Source organism: Bradyrhizobium sp. LA6.1 (genome assembly GCF_040547805.1).
GTDB lineage: Bacteria > Pseudomonadota > Alphaproteobacteria > Rhizobiales > Xanthobacteraceae > Bradyrhizobium > Bradyrhizobium barranii.
Genome location: NZ_JBEPQK010000002.1, coordinates 316,459 through 336,032, shown reverse-complemented (window position 1 = coordinate 336,032; position 19,574 = coordinate 316,459). Strand labels below are relative to the sequence as shown.

27 protein-coding genes are annotated in these 19,574 nt (G+C 63.7%); 10 read left to right on the top strand and 17 right to left on the bottom strand.

The features are described 5' to 3' along the window. The first annotated feature begins 167 nt into the window (after positions 1 to 167). From ABIB99_RS05160 to ABIB99_RS05150, 3 genes are all read left to right on the top strand, one after another. The gene (locus ABIB99_RS05160) at positions 168 to 404 is read left to right on the top strand and encodes a DUF6894 family protein (RefSeq protein ID WP_071917358.1); all 237 of its coding nucleotides are present in this window, start codon (positions 168 to 170) and stop codon (positions 402 to 404) included. 246 nt (positions 405 to 650) lie between these two features. Continuing rightward, positions 651 to 842 (top strand): hypothetical protein, encoded by a 192-nt coding sequence (locus tag ABIB99_RS05155; RefSeq protein ID WP_085404274.1) that lies wholly within the window; start codon positions 651 to 653, stop codon positions 840 to 842. Positions 843 to 1,104: 262 nt separating this feature from the next. After that, the gene (locus ABIB99_RS05150; RefSeq protein ID WP_187388010.1) at positions 1,105 to 1,272 is read left to right on the top strand and encodes a hypothetical protein; all 168 of its coding nucleotides are present in this window, start codon (positions 1,105 to 1,107) and stop codon (positions 1,270 to 1,272) included. An 888-nt stretch (positions 1,273 to 2,160) separates the two neighbouring features. Here the strand turns inward: ABIB99_RS05150 and ABIB99_RS05145 are convergent. Together ABIB99_RS05145 and ABIB99_RS05140 are read right to left on the bottom strand one after the other, a co-directional pair. Then, positions 2,161 to 2,400: a DUF2798 domain-containing protein gene (locus ABIB99_RS05145; protein ID WP_354174984.1), complete on the bottom strand. Its 240-nt coding sequence runs from the start codon at positions 2,398 to 2,400 to the stop codon at positions 2,161 to 2,163. 93 nt (positions 2,401 to 2,493) lie between these two features. Then, a complete protein-coding gene (locus ABIB99_RS05140; RefSeq protein ID WP_148312138.1) occupies positions 2,494 to 2,745 on the bottom strand; it encodes a hypothetical protein in 252 nt (83 codons plus the stop codon). 457 nt (positions 2,746 to 3,202) lie between these two features. On the opposite strand from ABIB99_RS05140, the gene ABIB99_RS05135 reads away from it, so the two are divergent. After that, positions 3,203 to 3,391 (top strand): hypothetical protein, encoded by a 189-nt coding sequence (locus tag ABIB99_RS05135; protein ID WP_354174983.1) that lies wholly within the window; start codon positions 3,203 to 3,205, stop codon positions 3,389 to 3,391. A 147-nt stretch (positions 3,392 to 3,538) separates the two neighbouring features. Next, on the top strand, positions 3,539 to 3,778 hold the full coding sequence (locus tag ABIB99_RS05130; protein ID WP_028152656.1) for a DUF6894 family protein: 240 nt from the start codon (positions 3,539 to 3,541) through the stop codon (positions 3,776 to 3,778). 3 nt (positions 3,779 to 3,781) lie between these two features. Here ABIB99_RS05130 and ABIB99_RS05125 read toward each other — a convergent pair whose 3' ends face one another. Together ABIB99_RS05125 and ABIB99_RS05120 are read right to left on the bottom strand one after the other, a co-directional pair. After that, on the bottom strand, positions 3,782 to 4,036 hold the full coding sequence (locus ABIB99_RS05125) for a hypothetical protein (RefSeq protein WP_014494095.1): 255 nt from the start codon (positions 4,034 to 4,036) through the stop codon (positions 3,782 to 3,784). A 102-nt stretch (positions 4,037 to 4,138) separates the two neighbouring features. Continuing rightward, complete coding sequence (locus ABIB99_RS05120) at positions 4,139 to 4,435, bottom strand: hypothetical protein (protein ID WP_081369444.1); 297 nt, start codon at positions 4,433 to 4,435, stop codon at positions 4,139 to 4,141. A gap of 364 nt (positions 4,436 to 4,799) precedes the next feature. On the opposite strand from ABIB99_RS05120, the gene ABIB99_RS05115 reads away from it, so the two are divergent. Then, positions 4,800 to 5,264 (top strand): PaaI family thioesterase, encoded by a 465-nt coding sequence (locus ABIB99_RS05115; protein WP_354174982.1) that lies wholly within the window; start codon positions 4,800 to 4,802, stop codon positions 5,262 to 5,264. A 123-nt stretch (positions 5,265 to 5,387) separates the two neighbouring features. Here ABIB99_RS05115 and ABIB99_RS05110 read toward each other — a convergent pair whose 3' ends face one another. Beyond that, positions 5,388 to 5,681 carry an HdeA family protein gene (locus tag ABIB99_RS05110; RefSeq protein ID WP_014494092.1) on the bottom strand — a complete coding sequence of 98 codons (294 nt, stop codon included), beginning with the start codon at positions 5,679 to 5,681 and terminating at the stop codon, positions 5,388 to 5,390. Between the two features lie 178 nt (positions 5,682 to 5,859). On the opposite strand from ABIB99_RS05110, the gene ABIB99_RS05105 reads away from it, so the two are divergent. Beyond that, positions 5,860 to 6,108 carry a PilZ domain-containing protein gene (locus ABIB99_RS05105; protein ID WP_354174981.1) on the top strand — a complete coding sequence of 83 codons (249 nt, stop codon included), beginning with the start codon at positions 5,860 to 5,862 and terminating at the stop codon, positions 6,106 to 6,108. A gap of 46 nt (positions 6,109 to 6,154) precedes the next feature. On the opposite strand, the gene ABIB99_RS05100 is transcribed toward ABIB99_RS05105, so the two are convergent. Then, a complete protein-coding gene (locus ABIB99_RS05100) occupies positions 6,155 to 8,203 on the bottom strand; it encodes a pyrroloquinoline quinone-dependent dehydrogenase (protein WP_354174980.1) in 2,049 nt (682 codons plus the stop codon). Next, positions 8,204 to 8,428, bottom strand: coding sequence for a hypothetical protein (locus ABIB99_RS05095; protein ID WP_085404269.1), 225 nt, complete (start codon positions 8,426 to 8,428; stop codon positions 8,204 to 8,206). Positions 8,429 to 8,579: 151 nt separating this feature from the next. On the opposite strand from ABIB99_RS05095, the gene ABIB99_RS05090 reads away from it, so the two are divergent. Beyond that, a complete protein-coding gene (locus ABIB99_RS05090; protein ID WP_354174979.1) occupies positions 8,580 to 8,984 on the top strand; it encodes a hypothetical protein in 405 nt (134 codons plus the stop codon). Between the two features lie 114 nt (positions 8,985 to 9,098). After that, positions 9,099 to 9,428, top strand: a complete 330-nt coding sequence (locus tag ABIB99_RS05085) for a hypothetical protein (protein ID WP_028152664.1) — start codon at positions 9,099 to 9,101, stop codon at positions 9,426 to 9,428. A 59-nt stretch (positions 9,429 to 9,487) separates the two neighbouring features. On the opposite strand, the gene ABIB99_RS05080 is transcribed toward ABIB99_RS05085, so the two are convergent. Together ABIB99_RS05080 and ABIB99_RS05075 are read right to left on the bottom strand one after the other, a co-directional pair. Beyond that, the gene (locus tag ABIB99_RS05080) at positions 9,488 to 9,955 is read right to left on the bottom strand and encodes a DUF6691 family protein (protein ID WP_354099762.1); all 468 of its coding nucleotides are present in this window, start codon (positions 9,953 to 9,955) and stop codon (positions 9,488 to 9,490) included. A 5-nt stretch (positions 9,956 to 9,960) separates the two neighbouring features. Beyond that, on the bottom strand, positions 9,961 to 10,389 hold the full coding sequence (locus ABIB99_RS05075) for a YeeE/YedE family protein (protein WP_085404266.1): 429 nt from the start codon (positions 10,387 to 10,389) through the stop codon (positions 9,961 to 9,963). A gap of 160 nt (positions 10,390 to 10,549) precedes the next feature. On the opposite strand from ABIB99_RS05075, the gene ABIB99_RS05070 reads away from it, so the two are divergent. Further along, positions 10,550 to 11,719 carry a GNAT family N-acetyltransferase gene (locus tag ABIB99_RS05070; protein ID WP_354174978.1) on the top strand — a complete coding sequence of 390 codons (1,170 nt, stop codon included), beginning with the start codon at positions 10,550 to 10,552 and terminating at the stop codon, positions 11,717 to 11,719. Between the two features lie 7 nt (positions 11,720 to 11,726). Here ABIB99_RS05070 and ABIB99_RS05065 read toward each other — a convergent pair whose 3' ends face one another. The 8 genes from ABIB99_RS05065 to ABIB99_RS05030 form a co-directional block, all read right to left on the bottom strand. Then, positions 11,727 to 12,392 (bottom strand): DsbA family oxidoreductase, encoded by a 666-nt coding sequence (locus ABIB99_RS05065; protein WP_039152160.1) that lies wholly within the window; start codon positions 12,390 to 12,392, stop codon positions 11,727 to 11,729. Positions 12,393 to 12,468: 76 nt separating this feature from the next. Continuing rightward, positions 12,469 to 13,290, bottom strand: a complete 822-nt coding sequence (locus ABIB99_RS05060; RefSeq protein WP_028152669.1) for a helix-turn-helix domain-containing protein — start codon at positions 13,288 to 13,290, stop codon at positions 12,469 to 12,471. Between the two features lie 260 nt (positions 13,291 to 13,550). After that, positions 13,551 to 14,642: an ABC transporter ATP-binding protein gene (locus ABIB99_RS05055; RefSeq protein ID WP_354174977.1), complete on the bottom strand. Its 1,092-nt coding sequence runs from the start codon at positions 14,640 to 14,642 to the stop codon at positions 13,551 to 13,553. An 85-nt stretch (positions 14,643 to 14,727) separates the two neighbouring features. Beyond that, complete coding sequence (locus tag ABIB99_RS05050; RefSeq protein WP_354175278.1) at positions 14,728 to 16,167, bottom strand: extracellular solute-binding protein; 1,440 nt, start codon at positions 16,165 to 16,167, stop codon at positions 14,728 to 14,730. Positions 16,168 to 16,216: 49 nt separating this feature from the next. Beyond that, on the bottom strand, positions 16,217 to 17,254 hold the full coding sequence (locus tag ABIB99_RS05045) for a carbohydrate ABC transporter permease (protein ID WP_014494080.1): 1,038 nt from the start codon (positions 17,252 to 17,254) through the stop codon (positions 16,217 to 16,219). Further along, positions 17,251 to 18,126 carry a carbohydrate ABC transporter permease gene (locus ABIB99_RS05040; RefSeq protein WP_354174976.1) on the bottom strand — a complete coding sequence of 292 codons (876 nt, stop codon included), beginning with the start codon at positions 18,124 to 18,126 and terminating at the stop codon, positions 17,251 to 17,253. The genes ABIB99_RS05045 and ABIB99_RS05040 overlap by 4 nt, the downstream gene beginning before the upstream one ends. Positions 18,127 to 18,133: 7 nt before the next feature. Beyond that, entirely contained in the window at positions 18,134 to 19,057 is a 924-nt protein-coding gene (rbsK, locus tag ABIB99_RS05035; RefSeq protein ID WP_063986250.1) for a ribokinase, read from the bottom strand. Between the two features lie 5 nt (positions 19,058 to 19,062). Beyond that, positions 19,063 to 19,518 carry an RbsD/FucU family protein gene (locus tag ABIB99_RS05030; protein ID WP_014494077.1) on the bottom strand — a complete coding sequence of 152 codons (456 nt, stop codon included), beginning with the start codon at positions 19,516 to 19,518 and terminating at the stop codon, positions 19,063 to 19,065. Positions 19,519 to 19,574 lie beyond the last annotated feature (56 nt).

Sequence of the window (19,574 nt, the reverse complement as noted above, 5' to 3'; positions counted from 1 at the left end):
ACGATTGCCCAACCTGCAAGCGGCGGTCCTGGCATTCTCGCCGGCCAACGGGACGCCAACCGCGCCGCGGGGTTGGGACAGCACCCGGATTGCAGCGGCCGAAATTAAATAGGAACAGTCCTCACAAGGCAGGGTTGGCGCCGATACTCTCTCTGAGAGGCGGCGCCATGGTCCGGTACTTTTTCGATATCCGAGACGATACCGGCCTCTATGCCGACGAAGAGGGACTGGAGTTTCGAACCCAGCGCGAAGCAGAGATCGAGGCGACGCAGACATTGAGCGGTCTCGCGCGCGACCTGGCGGGACACGAGGATCGAACAGACGTTGCGATCGAAGTCCGCACCGACGCCGGGCGGGTGTTCCAAGCCGCCCTCATCTTCGAGCCGCCGACGACGAAGCAATAGGCCACCACGGCTCGCCACATTGGGCGTGCACGTCGCGACGGACCGAGGCCGCCTGATCGGTCCATTCCGCGGAGCGCTCGCCCCGCCTCATCTGCGATCTACCTCACTTTGCCCCATCTCGGTCCGCCGCGAGGACGGCGGTTCGTCGTCATGCCTCTGATCGAACTTGAATGTAGCGCTACAACATGTAACGCTCGCACCAGTAGCGCTACTTTGCGTACCGTTCGAACGACCTCAGGAGGCACGATGAAGGCAATCCTCAAGATCGCTCTGGCGCTGTCTGTCCTCGCCGGCTCGGTGCCGGCGCAAGCCCAGATTTCGAATGCCGCGACGGCATCAGGCGCCCCGAAGGTCGGCGCAAAGGTGACGAGGAAGTCTCAGTTGCACGACGGCTGCCACAGCCGGCATGCCCAGATGATTGGCAAGCCCTGTCGTTAGAAGCCCTGCCGCTAGAGGCCCTGCCGCTAGCGGGCAACCGATTCAAAGATCAAGTGATTCAAAGATGATGAGAGGCCGCCTCGGTTGGCGGCCTTTTTGATTTTTGCCGATCCTCCGCATTCGTCACCCTTCGACTGAAGATGACGCGCATCAAAGACGCAGCCGCCGTGCGCCGTCATAATTCCGCAATCCTGCGGCATCGAACCTTTTTGCGGTGTCCGGCTTTCTTCGGGATGCGATCGCAACGATGGGGACCAGGAACATGACGGAAGACGCGCACCCCAATGCTGTCAGGCGCACTCACCTCCTGGCGGCGGCATACGAGGAGATGGTGAAGTTCGAGCGGAAGGAAAACGAGTTTCGCAAGAAGGACCGCGAAGAGCGCGCCGCCGAACTCCGCCTTCCCCTCGGTGAGATCAAGGTCCACTAAGCCCGCCGACGGGCTTCTGATCTGACCAAGGCTGCGCCGCGATGGGCGGCTAGCCGCCGTACCGGCCGTCGGGAATGCGCGTCGCGGAATTGGGCCGGCAGAGCCAGCCCCTGTTCAGATCGAGGACCCGGCATTGCGCTTGGGGTGCGCCCCGGAGCCGTTGCGCGGCATTTAAGGTATCTAGATACCACAACTAAGCCATTGATCGCACAACGAATTCGTCCGACCCCCTACTGTGCATGGGGTTGTTTTCCATGTTTTGAAAGGGCGCGGCGGCGTCCTGGGTGCCCACCCAGGATCGAAGCGCCTGCTTTAGCCCGGTCCGGCCTTGGCTGCCGTCCGCCGGTACGCCTTACAGCAGTGCCAGCAGCACGAGGCCGATCACCAGCACGACGAAGCCAGCCGCCGTCGCGGCGGCGAATGACCGCTCTACGTTATCCATGATGCCACCCCGCTGCCGGCGCACCACGTTTCCCCCATGGCGTCGCCGACGATGCGAAATCTCGCCGAGGGGTGTGGCTCCAGTGGTGCGATCGGGTGGCCAAATTGGGACGCGTGCGGGGCCAGTCTGCGGCCTCCCGACGCGGATTTCGGTGCCGGCCGTCAGGCACCCGTAAGCCTGGTCTCCTAGTCTGGCTGTGCCCGGTGGACCAACACCGGGCCTCCATACACAGTCGAGGACCCCGCTCTGCCCCGAGCGGGGTTTTCTGTTTGCGGGCGCGGACGCGCGGCAGGTTGAAAGCCGATCTGCCGGCCCTGTCAGGCTGTCGTAAGCTCAACCGGCTAGGGTCGTCTGGCTACGGTGTTGCAGCCCAGCACCTCAGCCTCCAATAACCTTTCACCCGCTTGGCTCTCCCCAAGCGGGTTTTTTTATGCCTGCCGGCCGCTTCACCGAGCCCTCTCCTCTCGCGTCAGCCGCAGCGAGAAGGCGCGGATCGTAGGCGCCGCGAGCAGCACGATCGGCAGCATCGCGGCCCACGCGATCAGCCATGACGCCATCCAGTGCGCGAGGAAGACCGTCGCGCCAGTGGCGGGAAAGCTGGCGATGCCCGCGGCGATCAGCGAGGTCAGGCCGGATTGGATGACACCGAAGACGAAATGGGAGTAGCGGCTGGGAATGCCGAGCATGACGCGCCCATGTTGTTTGCCGTCACGAGGCCAAGCAAGGCATGTGCCGCAGCACGCATGGAGTGGACTTCGACGCACACCACCGGCGCTGGATCAGTGCCGCGAATCGGACAGCGGCGCGCGCCGCCTCGCCTCAGTGCAATCGGGCCGGCTCGATAGTCCTTCGAAACGCCAGAACGTGACGACGCTGGTCTCGCCGCACTCTTCGCAGACGAGCTTCTCGTCACCGAGCATGAAACGCGCGCGCTTGAAGCTCGATGAGGACGCGGGATGCCGGCAATGGGGACAGGTCAGCGAGAAATTCCGTGCACCCCAGCGCAGCACAAGATGTCTCAGCCAGCTCACACCTTCCCCTTCGTGACATCGCGTTCGAACCGTCGTTCACAAGCAGAGCATAGATACATGACACGCAAAAGTGGAAAAGTATCGACCGCACCTGTTCGCTTCGAAGGGCTGCGGCAGCAACACGCGCCGCTTTGGGTTCCACACGATACGGGATGGAATCCGGACCGCGCTTCGCAGCGATGTGTCAAATGCGCGGATCCCGCATTCCGGGGTTCTCCGTCCATGAACAGAGTTCCTCGGTGCGGATGGTTGCACGGCAAGACCGGATGAATTGGCCATGCCTTGCCCGGATTCCGTGCACGGTTTTCGGAACTCGATTTCGTTTGTTTCGGACCGCGCGCGGTTCCAAAGATTACCGTGAATTATCCAAGGCTTACCGCCAAATTTCGCTTGTCGCAGGAATAGGGTGACGCCCAACATGTTCACCGGTGATGGAGGGTGAATCGTGGAGGTGACCATGAATCACAGGGGCGTTGAGTTCACTGTTGCCGAGACGGCGCTTCCCGGGGTCTGGCAGTGGCAGTTCCGCATCGGTGACGAGACCAGGACGGGCAAGACCGAGACGAGGATCGATCTGTTGGCGATCCGGCGCGTGCAGCTGCGCATCGATCGGGAGCTGAAGGCGATCGGGCGCAAGACCGCATGAACAAACCACCCGAGCCGGGTTCAGCAACCACGCGCGCCCGCGAGGTGACGTCCGTAGCGGCCCGGAATTGATCTGTCCCTGGTTTGGGACTGCACTGCGCGCGCCCATGGCCCGGGAGGCGGGACCATCATGTGACCGGTGCCAGCCATGCCGCTCTACTTCTTTCGAATTCGGAACGGCCGCTATTCCGGCTGCGCCGACCAGGCGACGGAATTTGCCGATCGCGATGCGGCCTGGAAGATGATGACCAGCATCTGCGCCGACATGGCCGCCGGCCTCGCGCGCAAGCTCAACGAAAACTCCGAATGGCACATGGAGCTGCTGGACGAGGCCAAGGAGCCCGTGTTCCGGATCCGCATCATCGCCGAATCCTTCGAGGAGACTTGACGCCTAGTCGGCGCTGGGCAGCCGCCTCATGGTGAATTCGATCTCACCGCCCGGCAGTTCGCGCCAGGTCTCGACCGCGCTCATATAGCCGGCCTTGGGGTAGCGGGCGAAGAAAGCCTCCGCCCTCGCCCGCGCCGCTGGGCGCGGCAGAGTGAACGTCTCACGCAAGAAGCCGTCGCCGCCGCGCTCGCCCGGCTTGCCGCCCATCTTGCGCCGGCGCGCCATCCGCTCGGCGAGATCCCGCGGACGATCGGCCATGCCGTTCCTCCTCAACGCAATACGCTCTCGGAGATGTAGGAAGCAGGCGGCCGAAGAGGAGTCCCGGCCGGAGGCATCAGCCGCCTCCGATCGGGGACAAGGTCAATTGGCGGTCGTGCCGGACTTCTTCTTAGGCGCGCTGGTTGCGGCCGATGCCTTCGGCGCAGCCGCCTGCTTCGGCGGGTCGGAACGCATGTTGCCCCAGGGATCGTTGGACGCCTTGGAGTCCGGAATCTTCTTCAGCGTTTCCTTGTAGGCCTTGTCACGCTCGGCTTCCGCGGCCTTTTCCTCGGGGGTCTTGCCCGGACCTTCCTGCAGCAAATTGAGATTGGGCATTTGCGCGTAGGCCGGTCCCGCCAGCACGGCCAGCAACACCGCCGCCATACGGAAAAGCTTCATCATTGACTCCTTGATCATCCATGAAGGGCGGGTCAACCGCGCCTTGTCGTTCTTGTCAACGGCCCGCCAGGGCCGAATGGCGCGCTAAAGCCGGTCCGATCTGCACGATTTCGGCGCCTGCAGCCAGTCGTCCCAAATCGGGCCGCATCTGGTGCACCCGTCCAGCGCGAGACCCAGCGCTATCAACCCAAACACAAGGACACACCGACGCAACATCGCCCACCCGTTCCCAAGCCCATTATCATATCGGCCCAAGTCAGGCATTTTCAAGCCGACAGAGCCGACCGAAGACCGGGTGACTTTGCCGCGCCGATGCGCGCAGAATAGCCGAAACATCCAGCAACACAGGGGGGGACCGACAGCAATGCCATCGCAGCCAGAAGCCGGGTTCGGCATCGCTGAGGCCAGACGCATACTCGGCGAGGTCTTTGCGCCCTGGGTCCAGGATCTCAACCTCGCCGTCGAGCGCCTCGAGCACCTGCCGCCGCCGGACGAGCCGGACTGGCAGCCAGGCGCGCTCCTGCGCATGCCATTCTCGGAGCGACTGTGCCGCAACGGCGGTGTGGTGTGCGGCCAGGCGCTGATGGCGCTCGCCGATACCGCGATGGTGATCGCGAACCTCGCCGCCAATCGCGGCTATCGTCCGATGACGACGGTCGACCAGACCACGCATTTCATGCGCGCGGTCTCCTCCTCGGATGTGCTCGCCGACGCGCGCGTGGTGCGGCTCGGACGCATCATGAGTTTTGGCCGTGTCACGCTGCTTTCGGCCTCCGACAACAAGCAGGTGGCGATGGTGTCGAGCGCGTTCGCGATGCTGCCGGGCTGAGCATCATCCAAAAAGAAGAGAGCCGCGTGAGCGCGCAAGGCGCTCCGCGGCTCTCCAATCAATTTCGCATCGAAGCGAGGGACTGAAGCGCGATTGCGTCCGCGCTTCGGTCAGCTTCAGGAATTACTTGCCGAGAATTTCGTCAGCCGCGGTGACGACGCTGACGGTCGGATTCTTTCCGCAATAGGCACCGAACTTCTTGGCGTTCTCGATGAACACCTCGGTGTCGATGATCGCGTTGTCCTCGTCGCCCTTGTACCAGCCGTCCATCCAGGTCAGCACGACCGCGATGTTGTCTTCGCCGCTCTCGAGGAACTGCTTGCAGGTCATGGTCGAGAGGTCCCACTTGACGGCGTGGGCGGGCATCGATGACAGCGAGAGCGCTGCGGCGAACAGAAGCGAAAGCGTGGTCTTCATCAATATCTCCATCGGCGCGTAACGCCACAAAGGAAGGGCTTGTGAGGGAAGTCGGAGGGAAGTGACTCACCGCTCCAACGTCGTAAACGAAGTCTGAAGCGCTGTGCAAGTAGCGCCAGTATTGAGTTTATTTCAACGTAATTTCTATGCACTACTTCACAATCATCGTTATGGATTAATGCCGATGATCGAGAAACGTGCAGCGCAGCGTTACCGTGTTTTCAAGGGTGGAACGATCACCTTTGAAAGCAGCGGCATCGCGTGCACGGTGCGAAACATGTCGGAAGGCGGCGCGGCGATCGAGCTCGATTCCCCCGTCATATTGCCGAAATCATTCACGCTCTCGATCGCGCGCGACAATTTCGTACGGACTTGCCGCACCGTATGGCGCAATGACAGGCGCATCGGCCTCGCTTTCGTACGATAGCGTGCGCGATGTGAACAACCGTTCGCATCGCATACACAACGCAGCATCATGCTTGCTTTATACGACGTCGACGACGCCAGCGCAGGCTCGCGATGGTCAGCAGGATGATCGCGAACACAATTGCTGACGACGACACCCAAAATCGTCCGCCCGGACGATCGATGGTGCGCGACCATAGCGACGGCCCTTCACCCGGCCGCGCCAGGCGAAACGCAACGACGCTGTCGCCGATCGAGGTGCCGACCTCGGAGTGGCCGCCGGCGCCGATCGCGACATACTGCTCGCCCTTCCAGAGATAGGTCATGGGGTTGGCGACGCCGGGCACCGGCAGCCGGCCTTGCCACAACTCCCGGCCGCTTCGCGCATCGAAGGCGCGCAGATAGGCATCCATCGCGCCGGTGAAGACGAGACCGCCTGCGGTGACCGCGAGCCCGTTGACGAGCGGCGCGCCCCACGGCAGCGGCACGCCGAGCGGCGCAAGGTCTTCCGTGGTGCCGACCGTCGAACGCCAGAGGATCTTGCCGGCCTTCAGATCGACTGCGACCATCTCGCCCCAAGGCGGCTTGTTGCAAAGAAGCCCGAGCGGCGACATCACCACCGCGCGCGACATCGCGAACGGCGCGCCCTTCTGCTGGCCGAAATCATGACCGGGAGGCGGATCGAATCCAGCCGCCTCCGCACGCGGGATCAGCTTGATGAGATGAACGGCGCGGGCGGTGTTGGCGTAGAGGATCTGGTTGACCGGGTCGAAGGCTGCGCTACCCCAGTTGACGCCGCCGCCGGTGAAGGGAAACTCCGCCGTGCCTTGCGTCGAGGGTGGGGTGAACAACCCCTCGTTACGTGCCTCCGCGAACTGCCTTTCGCAAGCGGAGCGACCCAGGCCAGGGAGGAGCGAGAGCGCATCCTCAGTCGAGATTCTTTGCGATGTCAGCGGCGGCACATGCGTCGGGAATGGCTGTGTCGGCGACAGTCGTTCACCTTCCACGCCGCCTTGCGGCACCACGCGCTCTTCCACCGGCCACACCGGCTTGCCGGTATCGCGGTCGAGCACGAAGACAAATCCCTGCTTGGTCGGCTGAATCACGACATCGCGCTGGCCGTCTCCGGTGTCGATACGCGTCAGCGTCGGCTGCGACGCCAGGTCGTAATCCCAGACGTCGTGATGCACGGTCTGGAATGCCCACACGAACTCGCCGGTCTCGATGCGCAGCGCGACCACCGAATTGGCGTGCTCGTTGTTGCCCGGCCGCTTGCCGCCCCAAAAGTCCGGCGACGGCGAGGACGTCGGCAGGAAAACCAGCCCGCGCGCCGCGTCGACCGACATCGGCGCCCAGACATTGGCGTGACCAGCTTCGACACCGTCGCGCTCGAGCGGCTCGAAGGTCCAGCGCGGCTGGCCGCTGCGCGCATCGAACGCGCGCACCACGCCGCTCGGCGCGTCGACGCGGCGGTTGTCGCCGATCGCGGAGCCGATCACGACGACACCGCGGCCGACCGCCGGCGGCGAGGTGATCTGGAATTCGCCGGGCCAGTCCAGCTTCATGCCGATATCGGGCCTGACCTCACCGCCAGTGCCGAAACCGGCGCAGGGAATGCCTGTCTTTGCATCGAGCGCGATCAGGCGGACATCGTTCGTGCCCATGAAGATGCGCGATCGGCAGGCGGCATTCGCGGGCGCCTCATCGTCGATCCAATGGGTCACGCCGCGGCAGACATAGCGATTGGCGGGCCGCTGATTGGTCGCGATCTTTGGATCGAAGCGCCATTTCTGTGCGCCCGTGCCGGGATCGAGCGCGATCACCTCATTGAAGGGCGAGCAGAAGATCAGGCTGTCCTCGACGAACAACGGTGTCGCCTGGAATTTGGTTCGCCGCATCACCTCGGGCGGCCGCGCCGCGAGATCGCCGGTATGGAATTCGAAGGCCCGAACCAGATTGCCGACATTGTCGGGCGTGACCTCCCGCAAAGGCGAGAAGCGTGAGCCGCCGGGATCGCCACCCCAGCTCTCCCAGGCGATGCCTGGCCACGAGGAAAACAAGAGGAGCACGATGGCGGCGGCCGACTGACACAGACGGCTCGCCAACGCCCCCCTCATTTATTTGGGCTTCTTGGCAGGTTCAGCCGGACGGGCTCCGCCCCACGGGTCGTACTTCTCCTTGGGCTCCGGAATGCGCTCGAGCGCGGCCTTGTAGGCCTTTTCGTCGACCTTGGGCTTATTGTCCGACTTCGCTTCGTTCGGCTGGCCTCTGCTGCGGCCCTGCGCCTGCGCCGACGCAGCCGTTAGTGCGAGCACGGCGGCCGCGATGACCAAAATCCGCATTGATGCAATCCCCCTCGTCTGGGGCACAAATTAGCCTGCAATCCCGTAATAGCAAATGCCGGGGGGCCGGGATTTCAGCAAATCTTGATCGGCCGGGACTTTGCCGGATCGCATTCCTGCCTATCTGTTGGCCCGCAGGGGACCTTCACGGATGTTGCGGATTGTTGCTCATGCGGCGCTGCTGGCCAGCGCCCTCGCACTCGGTTCTTGCGGCTTCGCCGACAGCCGCGCGCCGGTGCCCGAGTTCATGCGCCTGAAGGAAGCCGAGCAGCCGCCCCCCGAACCGCCCCCTGACGTCAAACGCGTGGTCCGCGAGCAGATCAACGTGGTCTTCCTCAACACGTCCTATCCGCGCGAGGTGCACGTCGCCCCGCCCCATCGGGAGGTGCGGGGACCGGGCTGGACCGCCTGCGTCCGCGCGCAGCTCACCTCCGCGACCGGCTCCACGCTCGGCACCCAGATTTACATCGTGACGATCTCAGGCGGAAAAGTGGTCGATCGCCGCCGCGCGGAAGCCGACGACATCTGCGGGACGGAAACCTACGATCCGATCTAGGAACAAATCACGCCGACACGCGCTCCGGTTCCGGGAAAAACCTGTAATTCGACCCGGAACGATCACCGCCTCCCCTTCTTGTTACCCCCGAGGGCAGTTTCGGAGGAGGACACGATGAGGACATTCACGATCGCACTACTGGCTGGCGTCGGCGCCCTCGCTGCGGCGAGCGGCGCGAAGGCCGCCGATATCTATACGACCAGCGAATACGCTAACCCTGAGCTCGTTCAGGAAGTCCGGCTTGTCTGCGATGACGCTGGCAATTGCTATCGCACCCGTGGCGGCTCGCGCGTGATCGTGCGCGACTCCTACAACGCCATGCCGCGCGATCGCTATTACGAGCGCCGCACCTATCGTGACTGGGACGATGGTCCGCGCGGTGGCGTCGGCATTCGGGCGCCCGGCGTCAGCGTGGGCGTCGGTGTCGGCGGCGACCGCTGGTAGTCACTGAAGCTGTAACAGGGCAGGACCGGACGAGATCCACTCGCCCGGTCCTGTCCATGTCAGGTTTCGAGCGGATCGGCCGGCGCGACGAAGCGCGTTGACGACGGGAGCTGCGCGATGAAGCGGGCGAGCACCATGCCGGCAAACATCGCGGCGACGAAGATGAAAGCGGACGCCGAGCCGAATCCGAGCGCGGTGAGCGCAGGGCCCGGACAAAAGCCTGCGAGCCCCCATCCGATGCCGAAGATGGCGGGACCGGCGATAATTCTCGGATCGATGTCCTTTCGCGTCGGAAGGTAAAAGCGGTCCGCGAAAAACGGTCGCGCGAGTTTCAAGACACGGCTGAAGCCGATGAAGGTCACCGCGACCGCACCTGCCATCACGAAGGCGAGGCTTGCATCCCACGTTCCGGCGGGAATGCCGGCGACGTCCAAAAAGTTCAGCACCTTTGCCGGATTCGACATGCCGGAGACGATGAGCCCGATACCGAAGACGAGGCCGATCGCGAATTGAATGAGGATTGCCATCGTCGTCAGCCCCAGTGCCGCATCACGAAGACAGTGGCGATGCCCGCCGACATGAAGGTGATGGTCGCGACCAGCGACCGCAGCGACAGCCGCGACAGGCCACAGACGCCATGGCCGGAGGTGCAGCCGCTGCCCCAGACCGCACCGAAGCCCGTGAGCAATCCGGCGACGATCAGCACCGGCGTTCCCGCCGCGATCGTTTGCGCCGGCAGGCTTCCGCTGACAATGCGCACCAGGATGGGTGCGGCGACGAGGCCGGCGACGAAAGCGAGCCGGCCGGCGAACTCGCGGTCCTCGTAAGGCGGAAACAGCCGCGCCGCGATGCCGCTGACACCGGCGATCCGTCCCGTCGCCCACATCAGGAGCACGGCGGACAGGCCGATCAACGCGCCACCGAGGAGCGACGCCATCGGCGTGAAAGGTGTGGCGATCATTGTGATCCTCCAAGTCGAGAGCTCGATCATGGCACGCCGCGGCCTGCCGCCCGAATGCTCAATGAGACGTTAATATTACCATTCGAATTGAAGCGGTGTCCCAACGGAATTTTCCAATCTTTGCGCTAAGCATGACCTTCTGAACGGGGAACGACGGGACGTGGTCGATATCGCGCATCAGGCAGCGATCAATCCGGCATCGGCAAAGGCTGCCGCGGCGACGCGCGCGCTCGTCCCCCTCACGTCCATCGATCCCGGCCAATGGCGCGCGCTCGCCCAGCGCGTGATCGAGCCGAACGGCTATTACCTGCCGGGCTGGGAGCTCGCCGTGAGCGAGGCCGCACGCGGCCGCACCGACGCCTCGGCACTGCCCGCCTTCGACGGCTCGTCGGCGCGGCTGATCGGGCTGATGCCGGTGGTCTCGCTCTGGCGCGCCTGGAAGATCCCCCTGCCCGCGCTGGTGAGCGCGCATCCCTACGGCACCCTGTGCAGCCCGCTGATCGACCGCGACGCGCCGATCGAAGTGGCCACGCGCCTGTTGCAGCAGGCGCGCGAGGCCGGCGCGCATGCGCTCGTGCTCAACGACGTTGCGCTCGACGGCGCGGCGATGAGTTCGCTCAATGAGGTTCTCAATCGCGACGGCCTGAAGCCACGTGTCCTCTCCTCCTACATCCGCGCCAGCCTCGACGCGACGCAGGATGGTGAAACGCTGTTGCTTGAAGCGCTCGGCGCCAAGAAGCTCAAAGAGCTGCGTCGCCAGCGCCATCGCCTCGAAGAGCACGGGCTTGTCGCCTTCGAGGTCGCGCGCAAGCCCGACGAGATCAGGCCGGCACTCGAAACATTCCTGCAACTCGAAGCCAGTGGCTGGAAAGGCAAGCGCGGCACCGCGCTGATCCAGCATGCAGGCGATGCGACTTTCATTCGCTGCGCCGTTCCCGCGCTGGCAGAGACCGCGCAGTGCGAGGTCATCACGCTGCGCGCCGGCACGACGCCGGTGGCAGCCGGCATCGTGCTACGCCACCAAGACCGCGCCTTCTTCTTCAAGCTCGGTATCGACGAACGCTTTGCAAGATATTCGCCGGGCGTGCAGCTCACGCTCGACCTTACTCGCCATCTCTGCGCCGATCCGGCCATCGCCAGCGCGGACTCCACGGCGAGCGCCGACCACCCAATGATCAACCCGATCTGGCGCGGACGCTTCGCCATCGGCGACGTGCTGATTCCGCTGCGGCGTCACGATCCGGTCGTCGCGCTCATTCACGCGGCGCTGGTTGGCCTCAACGTCGCGCACGAGGCCGCGCGACGCGTGGTGCGTCTGCTCCGCAAATAAGCGAAAGCTACTCCGCCGCCTGCGCGTTGATCTCCGCCGAGACCTCGCGGATGGCGCGGGCGAGCAGGTTCGGATCCTGCGCGCCGGAGACGGCATATTTTTGCGCGAATACGTAGGTCGGCACGCCGGAGATGCCCTTCTCGGCGGCCTCCTGCGCGTCGGCCGACACGCGCGCGACGTCCTCGTCGGTGGCGAGGCGCTTGCGCACGTCGTCGGCATCGAGGCCGACATCGGCGGCCGCCTGCACCAGCACGTTCACGTCAGTGAGGTCGCCGCCGTCGCGGAAATACAGCTCCATCAGCCGCTGCTTCATCTCGGGCGCCTTGCCGATCGCCTCGGCCCAGAGGATCAGGCGGTGACAGTCGGTGGTGTTGGGCTGGCGCGCGACCAGCTCGGGCTTGTAGACGAGGCCTTCCTCGCTAGCAGCCGCGACCACGCGGCCGGCAATGCCCTTATAGGCTTCGACCGAGCCGAACTTGGTGGTGAGATAGTCCTCGCGGCTGATGCCTTCGCGCGGCACCCACGGATTGAGGAAAAAGGGACGGAAATTGAGTTTGACGGGAACGTCGGGCACGAGCGCCAGCGCGCTCTCGATCCGGTGCTTGCCGATATAGCACCAGGGGCACACCACGTCGGAGACGACATCGATCTGGAGCGGTTTCAACGTGCTCATAGCGCCTCCTTCGGGCGATGCGGGTTTGACCCAAGATAAGCCGAAGATAAGCAGAACCCGCCCCGAGGCAAGGGCGCTAGGTCATAGCTGCTGCCATCTGCTTGAGCCGCTCGGCGGTGCGCTCGTCCGCCGGGAAGAACGTCTCCAGCGCCAGCTCCGACAGCGTGATGTCGACAGGTGTACCGAACACCATGGTGGTGGAGAAGAAACTTAGTATCTCTCCGCCATGGCGCAGCTTGAAGGGAATCGCGACATTGTCGCTCGACAGCGGCCCCGAGCGCGCCGGGATGGGATAGCTCTTGAGGTCGTTGTAGAGCTTGATCAGCTCAGGATCGGCCGTTGCCTCGCATTGCCGGTGCAGCCGCTCCAGCAGGTGCCCGCACCATTCCGCGAGATTGACCGTGCGCGGCGCCAGCGCTTCAGGGTGAAACGCGAGCCGCAGCACGTTGAAGGGCTGGCCAAGCAGCCGCTGCGGGATGCCTTCGAGCAGCGGCGCCAGCATGCGGTTGGCGGACACCAGATTCCAGTGCCGGTCATAGGCCAGCGCCGGATTGGGCTCATGCGCCCTGAGAACGAGGTCGATCGCCTGGCGAGCTGATTTCAAGGCGGGATCCTCCAGCGGGCGCTGCGGAAACGCCGGCGCATAGCCGGCCGCGACCAGCAGCACGTTGCGTTCGCGCAAGGGCACCTCGAGACGTTCGGCGAGCCTGAGCACCATGTCGCGCGAGGGCGCAGCGCGGCCGGTCTCGACGAAGCTCAAATGCCGCGCGGAAATCTCGGCCTCGCCCGCCAGATCGAGCTGGCTCATGCGGCGGCGTTGCCGCCATTCGCGCAAATGGTCGCCGATATGGACCGGCTGGCTGCGTTCGGCCTGTGCCGTGGATGCGTGTGCGTTCATGCTCGAAAACCTAGCATGCGGATATCAGCCCTTCCATTACCTGCGAGGTAATGAATATTGGCATGTAACCATCTGAGATCGCTTAATCTCTTTTCGCAGACTCTGCTCGACACCAATACCGGACGAGCAAAGTTTGCGAAGAAGGGTGCAACGTCGCCCGCATCACGTGCGAGCTCGCCGCAGCGCAAGTGACCGCGATGAGGCATGCGCACGCTGGAAGTAAAGATTAGGGATTACCTGCACCGCCAGAGGACCGCCGACTATGAAACGGTCGCCCCGGAAACCTTGTCGAAAAGGTGCGTTCGCTCCAGATCGATGGCGACATCTATTGGGCAATCGGGCGCCGCAGAAACACCGACTTGCATCTGCGCCGTGAATGGAAATGCGCCCACGGTTCCAATCACGAGAGTATGCGGCCCGAGCGGCTCCACGTCTTTCACCATCATGCGGACGGAGGAGCCCGATGGCGCATCTTGCCGCAGCACGTGGTCGGGCCTCACGCCGAGCACAACCGGCTTGCCGATGCTCCCTGCATAGGCCGCCTCTCGGGATTTCGGCAATCTCAACGCCGTACCCGAGGGTTCGGTGAAGATCAGTGCACCGTCGCGAGCGGCAATCTCTCCGTGGATGAAATTCATGCTGGGCGCGCCCATGAAGCCCGCGACGAAGAGATTGCTTGGTTTCTCATAGATCGTGATCGGATCAGCCGCCTGCTCGATGCGGCCGCGATTCATCACCACGACCCGATCGGCCATGGTCATAGCTTCGACCTGATCGTGTGTGACATAAACGATCGTCTTGGCGAGACGGCGATGCAACGCCTTGATCTCGGTCCGCATCTCGATGCGGAGTTTGGCGTCGAGGTTTGACAATGGCTCGTCGAACAGAAACACGTCCGGGCTGCGCACGATGGCACGGCCGATCGCCACGCGCTGACGCTGCCCACCGGAGAGCTGCTTGGGCCGACGGTCCACGTATTGCTCGAGGTCGAGAACCCGCGCCACGTCCTCGACGGCTTTCGCGATATTGGCGCGCGACTCGCCCCGCGCCTTCATGCCGTAGCCGATATTCTCACCAACAGTCATATGCGGATAGAGCGCATAGTTCTGGAACACCATCGCGCAATTACGCAAGCCTGGGCGCAGCTGCGTCACATCGCGATTACCGATACGAATGGTTCCGCTGGTGACCGTCTCCAGTCCCGCTATCATGCGCAACGTCGTGGTCTTGCCGCAGCCGGACGGTCCGACAAGCACGACAAACTCCTCGTCGGCCACACTCAGATTAAGCCCCTCGATGATCTCGTAGGGCCCATATGCCTTGCTGACGTTCTCGATCTCGACGTGCGCCATGGATTCCTTTTTCCGTCCCCTATATCGACGGCCAACAAAGCCCGGATGATGCTCACGCATCATCCGGGGCAGTCTCCGCGAGAAGCTAGTTCTTCGGTGACAGGCCCATCGCCGCGCGATAGGCGGCGAGTTGCTTCGCGCGGCCGAACTCGTCGGTCAGGCGATTCCATTCCTTCGCGACCGCGTCCAGCGCGGCCTGCGGCGTGGTCTGGCCGGCCAGCGCCTTGCCAAGCTCAATCTCCACAACCTCGGTGTAGGAGAAATAGCCGGGCAAACGCATGTCGAGCGCAACGTTCTTGCCGTTAATGGAGTCGGCCTGGGCGCCGAGATATTCCTTGGCTTCCGTCGGCGAGAAGATCTTGCTCCACAACTCCAGATTCGTGGTGTGCGACTTGCGGTATGGGTTGACACCCGTGCCACCGGTAATCGCGGCCTTGCCGGAGACTTCAGGGCTTGTCAGCGTCTTGACGAAATCCCATGCCGCCTGCTGGTTCTTGCCCACCTTTGGCACGGCAATCTGCCAGCCTCCGAACGCCATGAAGGGTGCCGGCAGCACTGCCGGAAACTTGTCCCACTTCTTGGTTTTGGCGTTCCATATCTCGTCAGAGCCGGGCAGCACTGCAGAGCCCACCTTGCCGGAAATCTTCGATTGCTTGGGGTCGGCGGCGATCACGCCGGTGTCGCCCCAACCGATCGACTCGGCCACCTGGCCGCCGGCCACGGCGGCATTGACCTCGCCGAACGAAAAGTTCAGCGCATTGGGCGGGCCAAGCTTGGAAGCGCGAATATATTCCTCCAATCCCTTCACCCAGCCCGGATTGTTGATCTGGGCATCCATCGTTTCGGGGTCGAAGAACATCGCGCCCGGATAGTTCGGGTTGTTGGTATAGGCCGCCGCGTGGCTGAAGAAGAACCAGAACTGCTGGCCACCGCGGCGGAAGGCCTCCGCCGTGCCCCAGAGTCCCTTGTCGGGGCGCTGAAAGAACTCCGCGATGTCGAGATATTGCTTCCAGGTCTTTGGTGGCGCCAGGTCGTAGCCGTACTTGGCCTTGAAGGCGTCCTTCTCCTTGGGGTCGCTGAACAGGTCGGTGCGATAGGTGTAGGTGTGAACGTCGCCGTCCATCGATTGCGAATAGATCTTGCCTTCCCACACCATCAGGCGCTCACGGTAGGCCGGCTCGACATCGTCCCAATCCTTGCCGGACTGCATCTCTTTCGGCATCTCACAGAGATAGGTGACGAAGTCGGGCAGCCAGGCCGGCGCAAAGCTGACCAGATCGAACGCCGCGTCCGATCCGGTAAGCGATGTAACGATCTTCGGGTAGAGCTCCGACCAGGGGAACTCGACCACATTGACCTTGCCGCAGGTCTTCTTGGTCCATTCGTCCGCACCGAGCTTGAGCGCGGAGGCGATATACGGTCCGGTCTGCGACGCCACAGTCAGGGTGACGCCGGAGTAATCCGGGCTACAAGCAGCGTTCGCCTGACTCGCGGTGCAAGCCATCGCGAGCGAGGTGGTCAGCATCAGAAACGTCCGTCGCAACATCGTCCAGTCCTCCCTACATAGGTTTTTGCTATTTGATTGCTCCGAGCAGCAGGCCCGACCGCATCATGCGGCTGAGCAGACCTGCCATGATCATCATCGGAATGATGGCGACGAGCGCCGCGGCCGAGATCGCCCACCATTCGTCGCCGCGCTGGCTGTTCTGTCCCGCCACCAGGATCGGCAGCGTCTGCCATCTGGAATTGGTCAGGAACAGCGCGAACAGGAACTCGTTCCAGACGAAGGCGAGCGTGATCATGAAAGTCGCCAGCAGTCCGTTCATCGACATTGGCACCACGATGCCGAGGAAGATGCGCCAACTTGGCACGTTGTCGACCATCGCGGCTTCTTCGACCTCGATCGGAATGGCCTCGAAGAAGTCGCGCATCAGCCAGACCACGATCGGCAGCGAGAATGCGACGTAGCACAGCGTCAGGCCGACATAGCTGTCGATGAGCTGGAAGCCGAGCCGGCCGATTTCGCTGTAGAGGAGATACAGCGCGAAGGCCGTGACGATCGGCGGAAACATGCGCTGGCTGACGAACCAGAACAGGATGTCTTCATTGCCGAGGATCGGCCCCGGCAGCGGCAGGCGGTTGGCCAGGATTGCAGCGGCAAGCGCGATCGGGAACGCCAGCAGCAGCGCCTGCGCGCGGGTGAATCCGAGCGAATTGTTGAACAGCAGATAGCCGCCGAGCGCGAGCAGGAAGAAGATCAGACCGGCGCCGAAGCGCACCCTGAATTCGAACCGCACCAGCGCATAGGCCGCCATTGCACCGACGGCAGTCGCGATCGCCGCCGCCGACAAGCCAACGATTGTCGAGTTCAAAAAGGTCCGGAAGAACTCGCCACGGATACCCTGATAGAGATCAATGAAGGGCTGCAGGGTCGGCGTGAAATCGACGAACGGAATATAGGTCGGGCCGCCGACCACGCCCGGCGGGGTCTTGAACGCCGTCACGACCACCCAATAGAGCGGAAACGCCGTGATCAGGCACCATGCGAAGACACCGGCCGCGACCAGGCGGCGGCTCCAGCGCGACAGTCCGGTAAGGCCCTGCCCGCTCATCGGTGCTTCTCCAGATGCGGCCGCAGCAGCGCCAGATAAGTGACGCCAATGATCGTGATGGCGATCAGGAACAGGAAGCTGAGCGCCGACGTGTAGCCGAGATTGAACTTCTTGAAACCCTCCTGATAGGCGAACAAGGTCAGGGTCTCGGTGTCCACACCCGGTCCGCCGCCCGTCATCACGAATACGGTGTCCATGATCTTGTAGCTCTCGATCAGGCGGATGAAGACGACCGCGGCGGAGATCGGCAGCATCATCGGAAAGGTGATGCCCCAGAACTGTTGCCAGGCGCTGGCGTTCTCGAGCTCGGCCGCCTCGTAGACATCTTCGGGGAGCGTTTGCAGGCCAGCTAGCATCATCAGGATGACGAACGGGGTCCACTGCCAGATCTCGACAGCGATGATGCAGGCGAGCGCCCAATGACCGTTGGTGAGGAACGGCAGGTTCGCCATGCCGAACATGGACAGGAACTGGTTGAGCGGCCCCATGGTCGGATTGAAGATCATGCGAGCAACAAGCGCGACGGCGACCGGGGCCAGAAGCATGGGCAGCAGCAAGGCCACGCGAAATAGCCGTTCGCCCGGAACGCGCGCGTTCAGCGCGAGCGCAACGCCAAACCCGATCACGTATTGCAACCCGACGGCAATGAACGCGATCAGCGTCGTCGTGAAGATCGCATTCCAGAAGCGCGGCTCTTGCAGGAGCGTAGCATAATTGCCGAACCACACGACCCGCGGCGGGATCGGCGGAACCAGGCGATAGCTGAGGAAGCTCGTGGTCAACGAATAGATCAGCGGAAAGATCGAGATCGCCAGCACGACGAGCACCGCCGGCCAGATGAAGACATGCTTGATCGGATCGTTCCGCTTCATGAGCAGATCATCCCTTCAACAGGGCTTCAATCTCAGCGCGCCGCGGCATGGCAGGCGCGGTCCCCGCGCGCGTCACGGAAATCCCCGCCGTGGCGGAACCGAAGCGCGCCGCTTCCAGCGGATCGGCGCCGCCCGCAAGCGCTGCAGCGAAGCCGCCGACGAATGCATCGCCCGCGCCCGCGGTTTCGACCACCTTGCCGGCGGCGAACGGGGGCACGTGTAGCGAGCGGTCTCGCCCGTGAAACAGCGCCCCGCGTTCGCCGAGCGTGATCAGCGCGGTGCCCGCTCCCTTGGCCACCAACGCTTCGCCGGCGCGGCGGGCGCCGGCAAGATCGCTCACCGCGATCCCCGTCAGCGCTTCCGCCTCGGTCTCATTGGGAACGACGTAGTCGCACAAGGCAAACAGGCCATCGTCGAATTTGACCGCAGGTGCCGGGTTGAACACGGTGATGCTGCCCGCAGCGCGCGCGATCTCGAGCCCGCGCTGCGCGGCCGCGACCGGTTGCTCGAGCTGGGTCACGAAGACGCGGCTGGTGCGGATCGCATCCGCCGCCGCATCGACGTCGGTGGGGCTGAGACCGTCGGCCGCTCCGCTCACCACGATGATGGCGTTGTCGCCGCGTGTCTCGTGGACATAGATGAAGGCCGCGCCGGTCGGCGCCTCCGCAGTCCTGGCGACGCGCGGTCGAATGCCCTCGGTTTCCCACGTCTTGATGGCAAGATCACCGAAGGCGTCGCGGCCGATCCGGGAGATGAAGGTCACATCTGCGCCTGCGCGCGCAGCGGCCACGGCCTGGTTCGACCCCTTGCCGCCTGGTCCCATGGCAAATCCCGAGCCGGCGATCGTTTCACCGATCGCGGGCATGTTGCCGGCCCGGAAGGCCAGATCGACGACGAAGATGCCGAGCACTGCGACGCCAGTCTTGCTCATGGTCGTCACTCTCCGTCCGGCGCGATGACGCCCTTGGAAAACAGGAAGCAGCCGTAGAAGCGCCGCTCTCCCGTGGCGATCACGCAGTAGGCCGTCTTGGCCTTTTCATAGAAGGCATGGCGCTCGACCCCGACCAGCGGCCAGGAGCGTCCCTCGGCGCGGTCGATCGCGGCCTGCACCTCGCGCTGCACCGGCGGCACCTCCTGGGGCTGGCCAACAATCTCCATGCGGATCGCGGCATCGTCGACGAACGTATCGAGCGGCAGCACCGAGAGGATGGCTTCGATCGCCTTTGCCGTACTGACGTTGTCGATGCGAAGCAGCTCGCCGAACACGGTCTGGCGCGCGATGGAGTCGGCTGGAAAATTGGTGTCGCACACCACGAGGCGGTCCCCGTGCCCCATTGCGCGCAAGGCATAAAGCACGTCGGCATTGAGCAGTGGATTGATGCCCTTGAGCATGTTGCGTCCCTCCCTTGTCTTCAAAATCGCCCGAACTCTGATGGTCCGGATGCCAA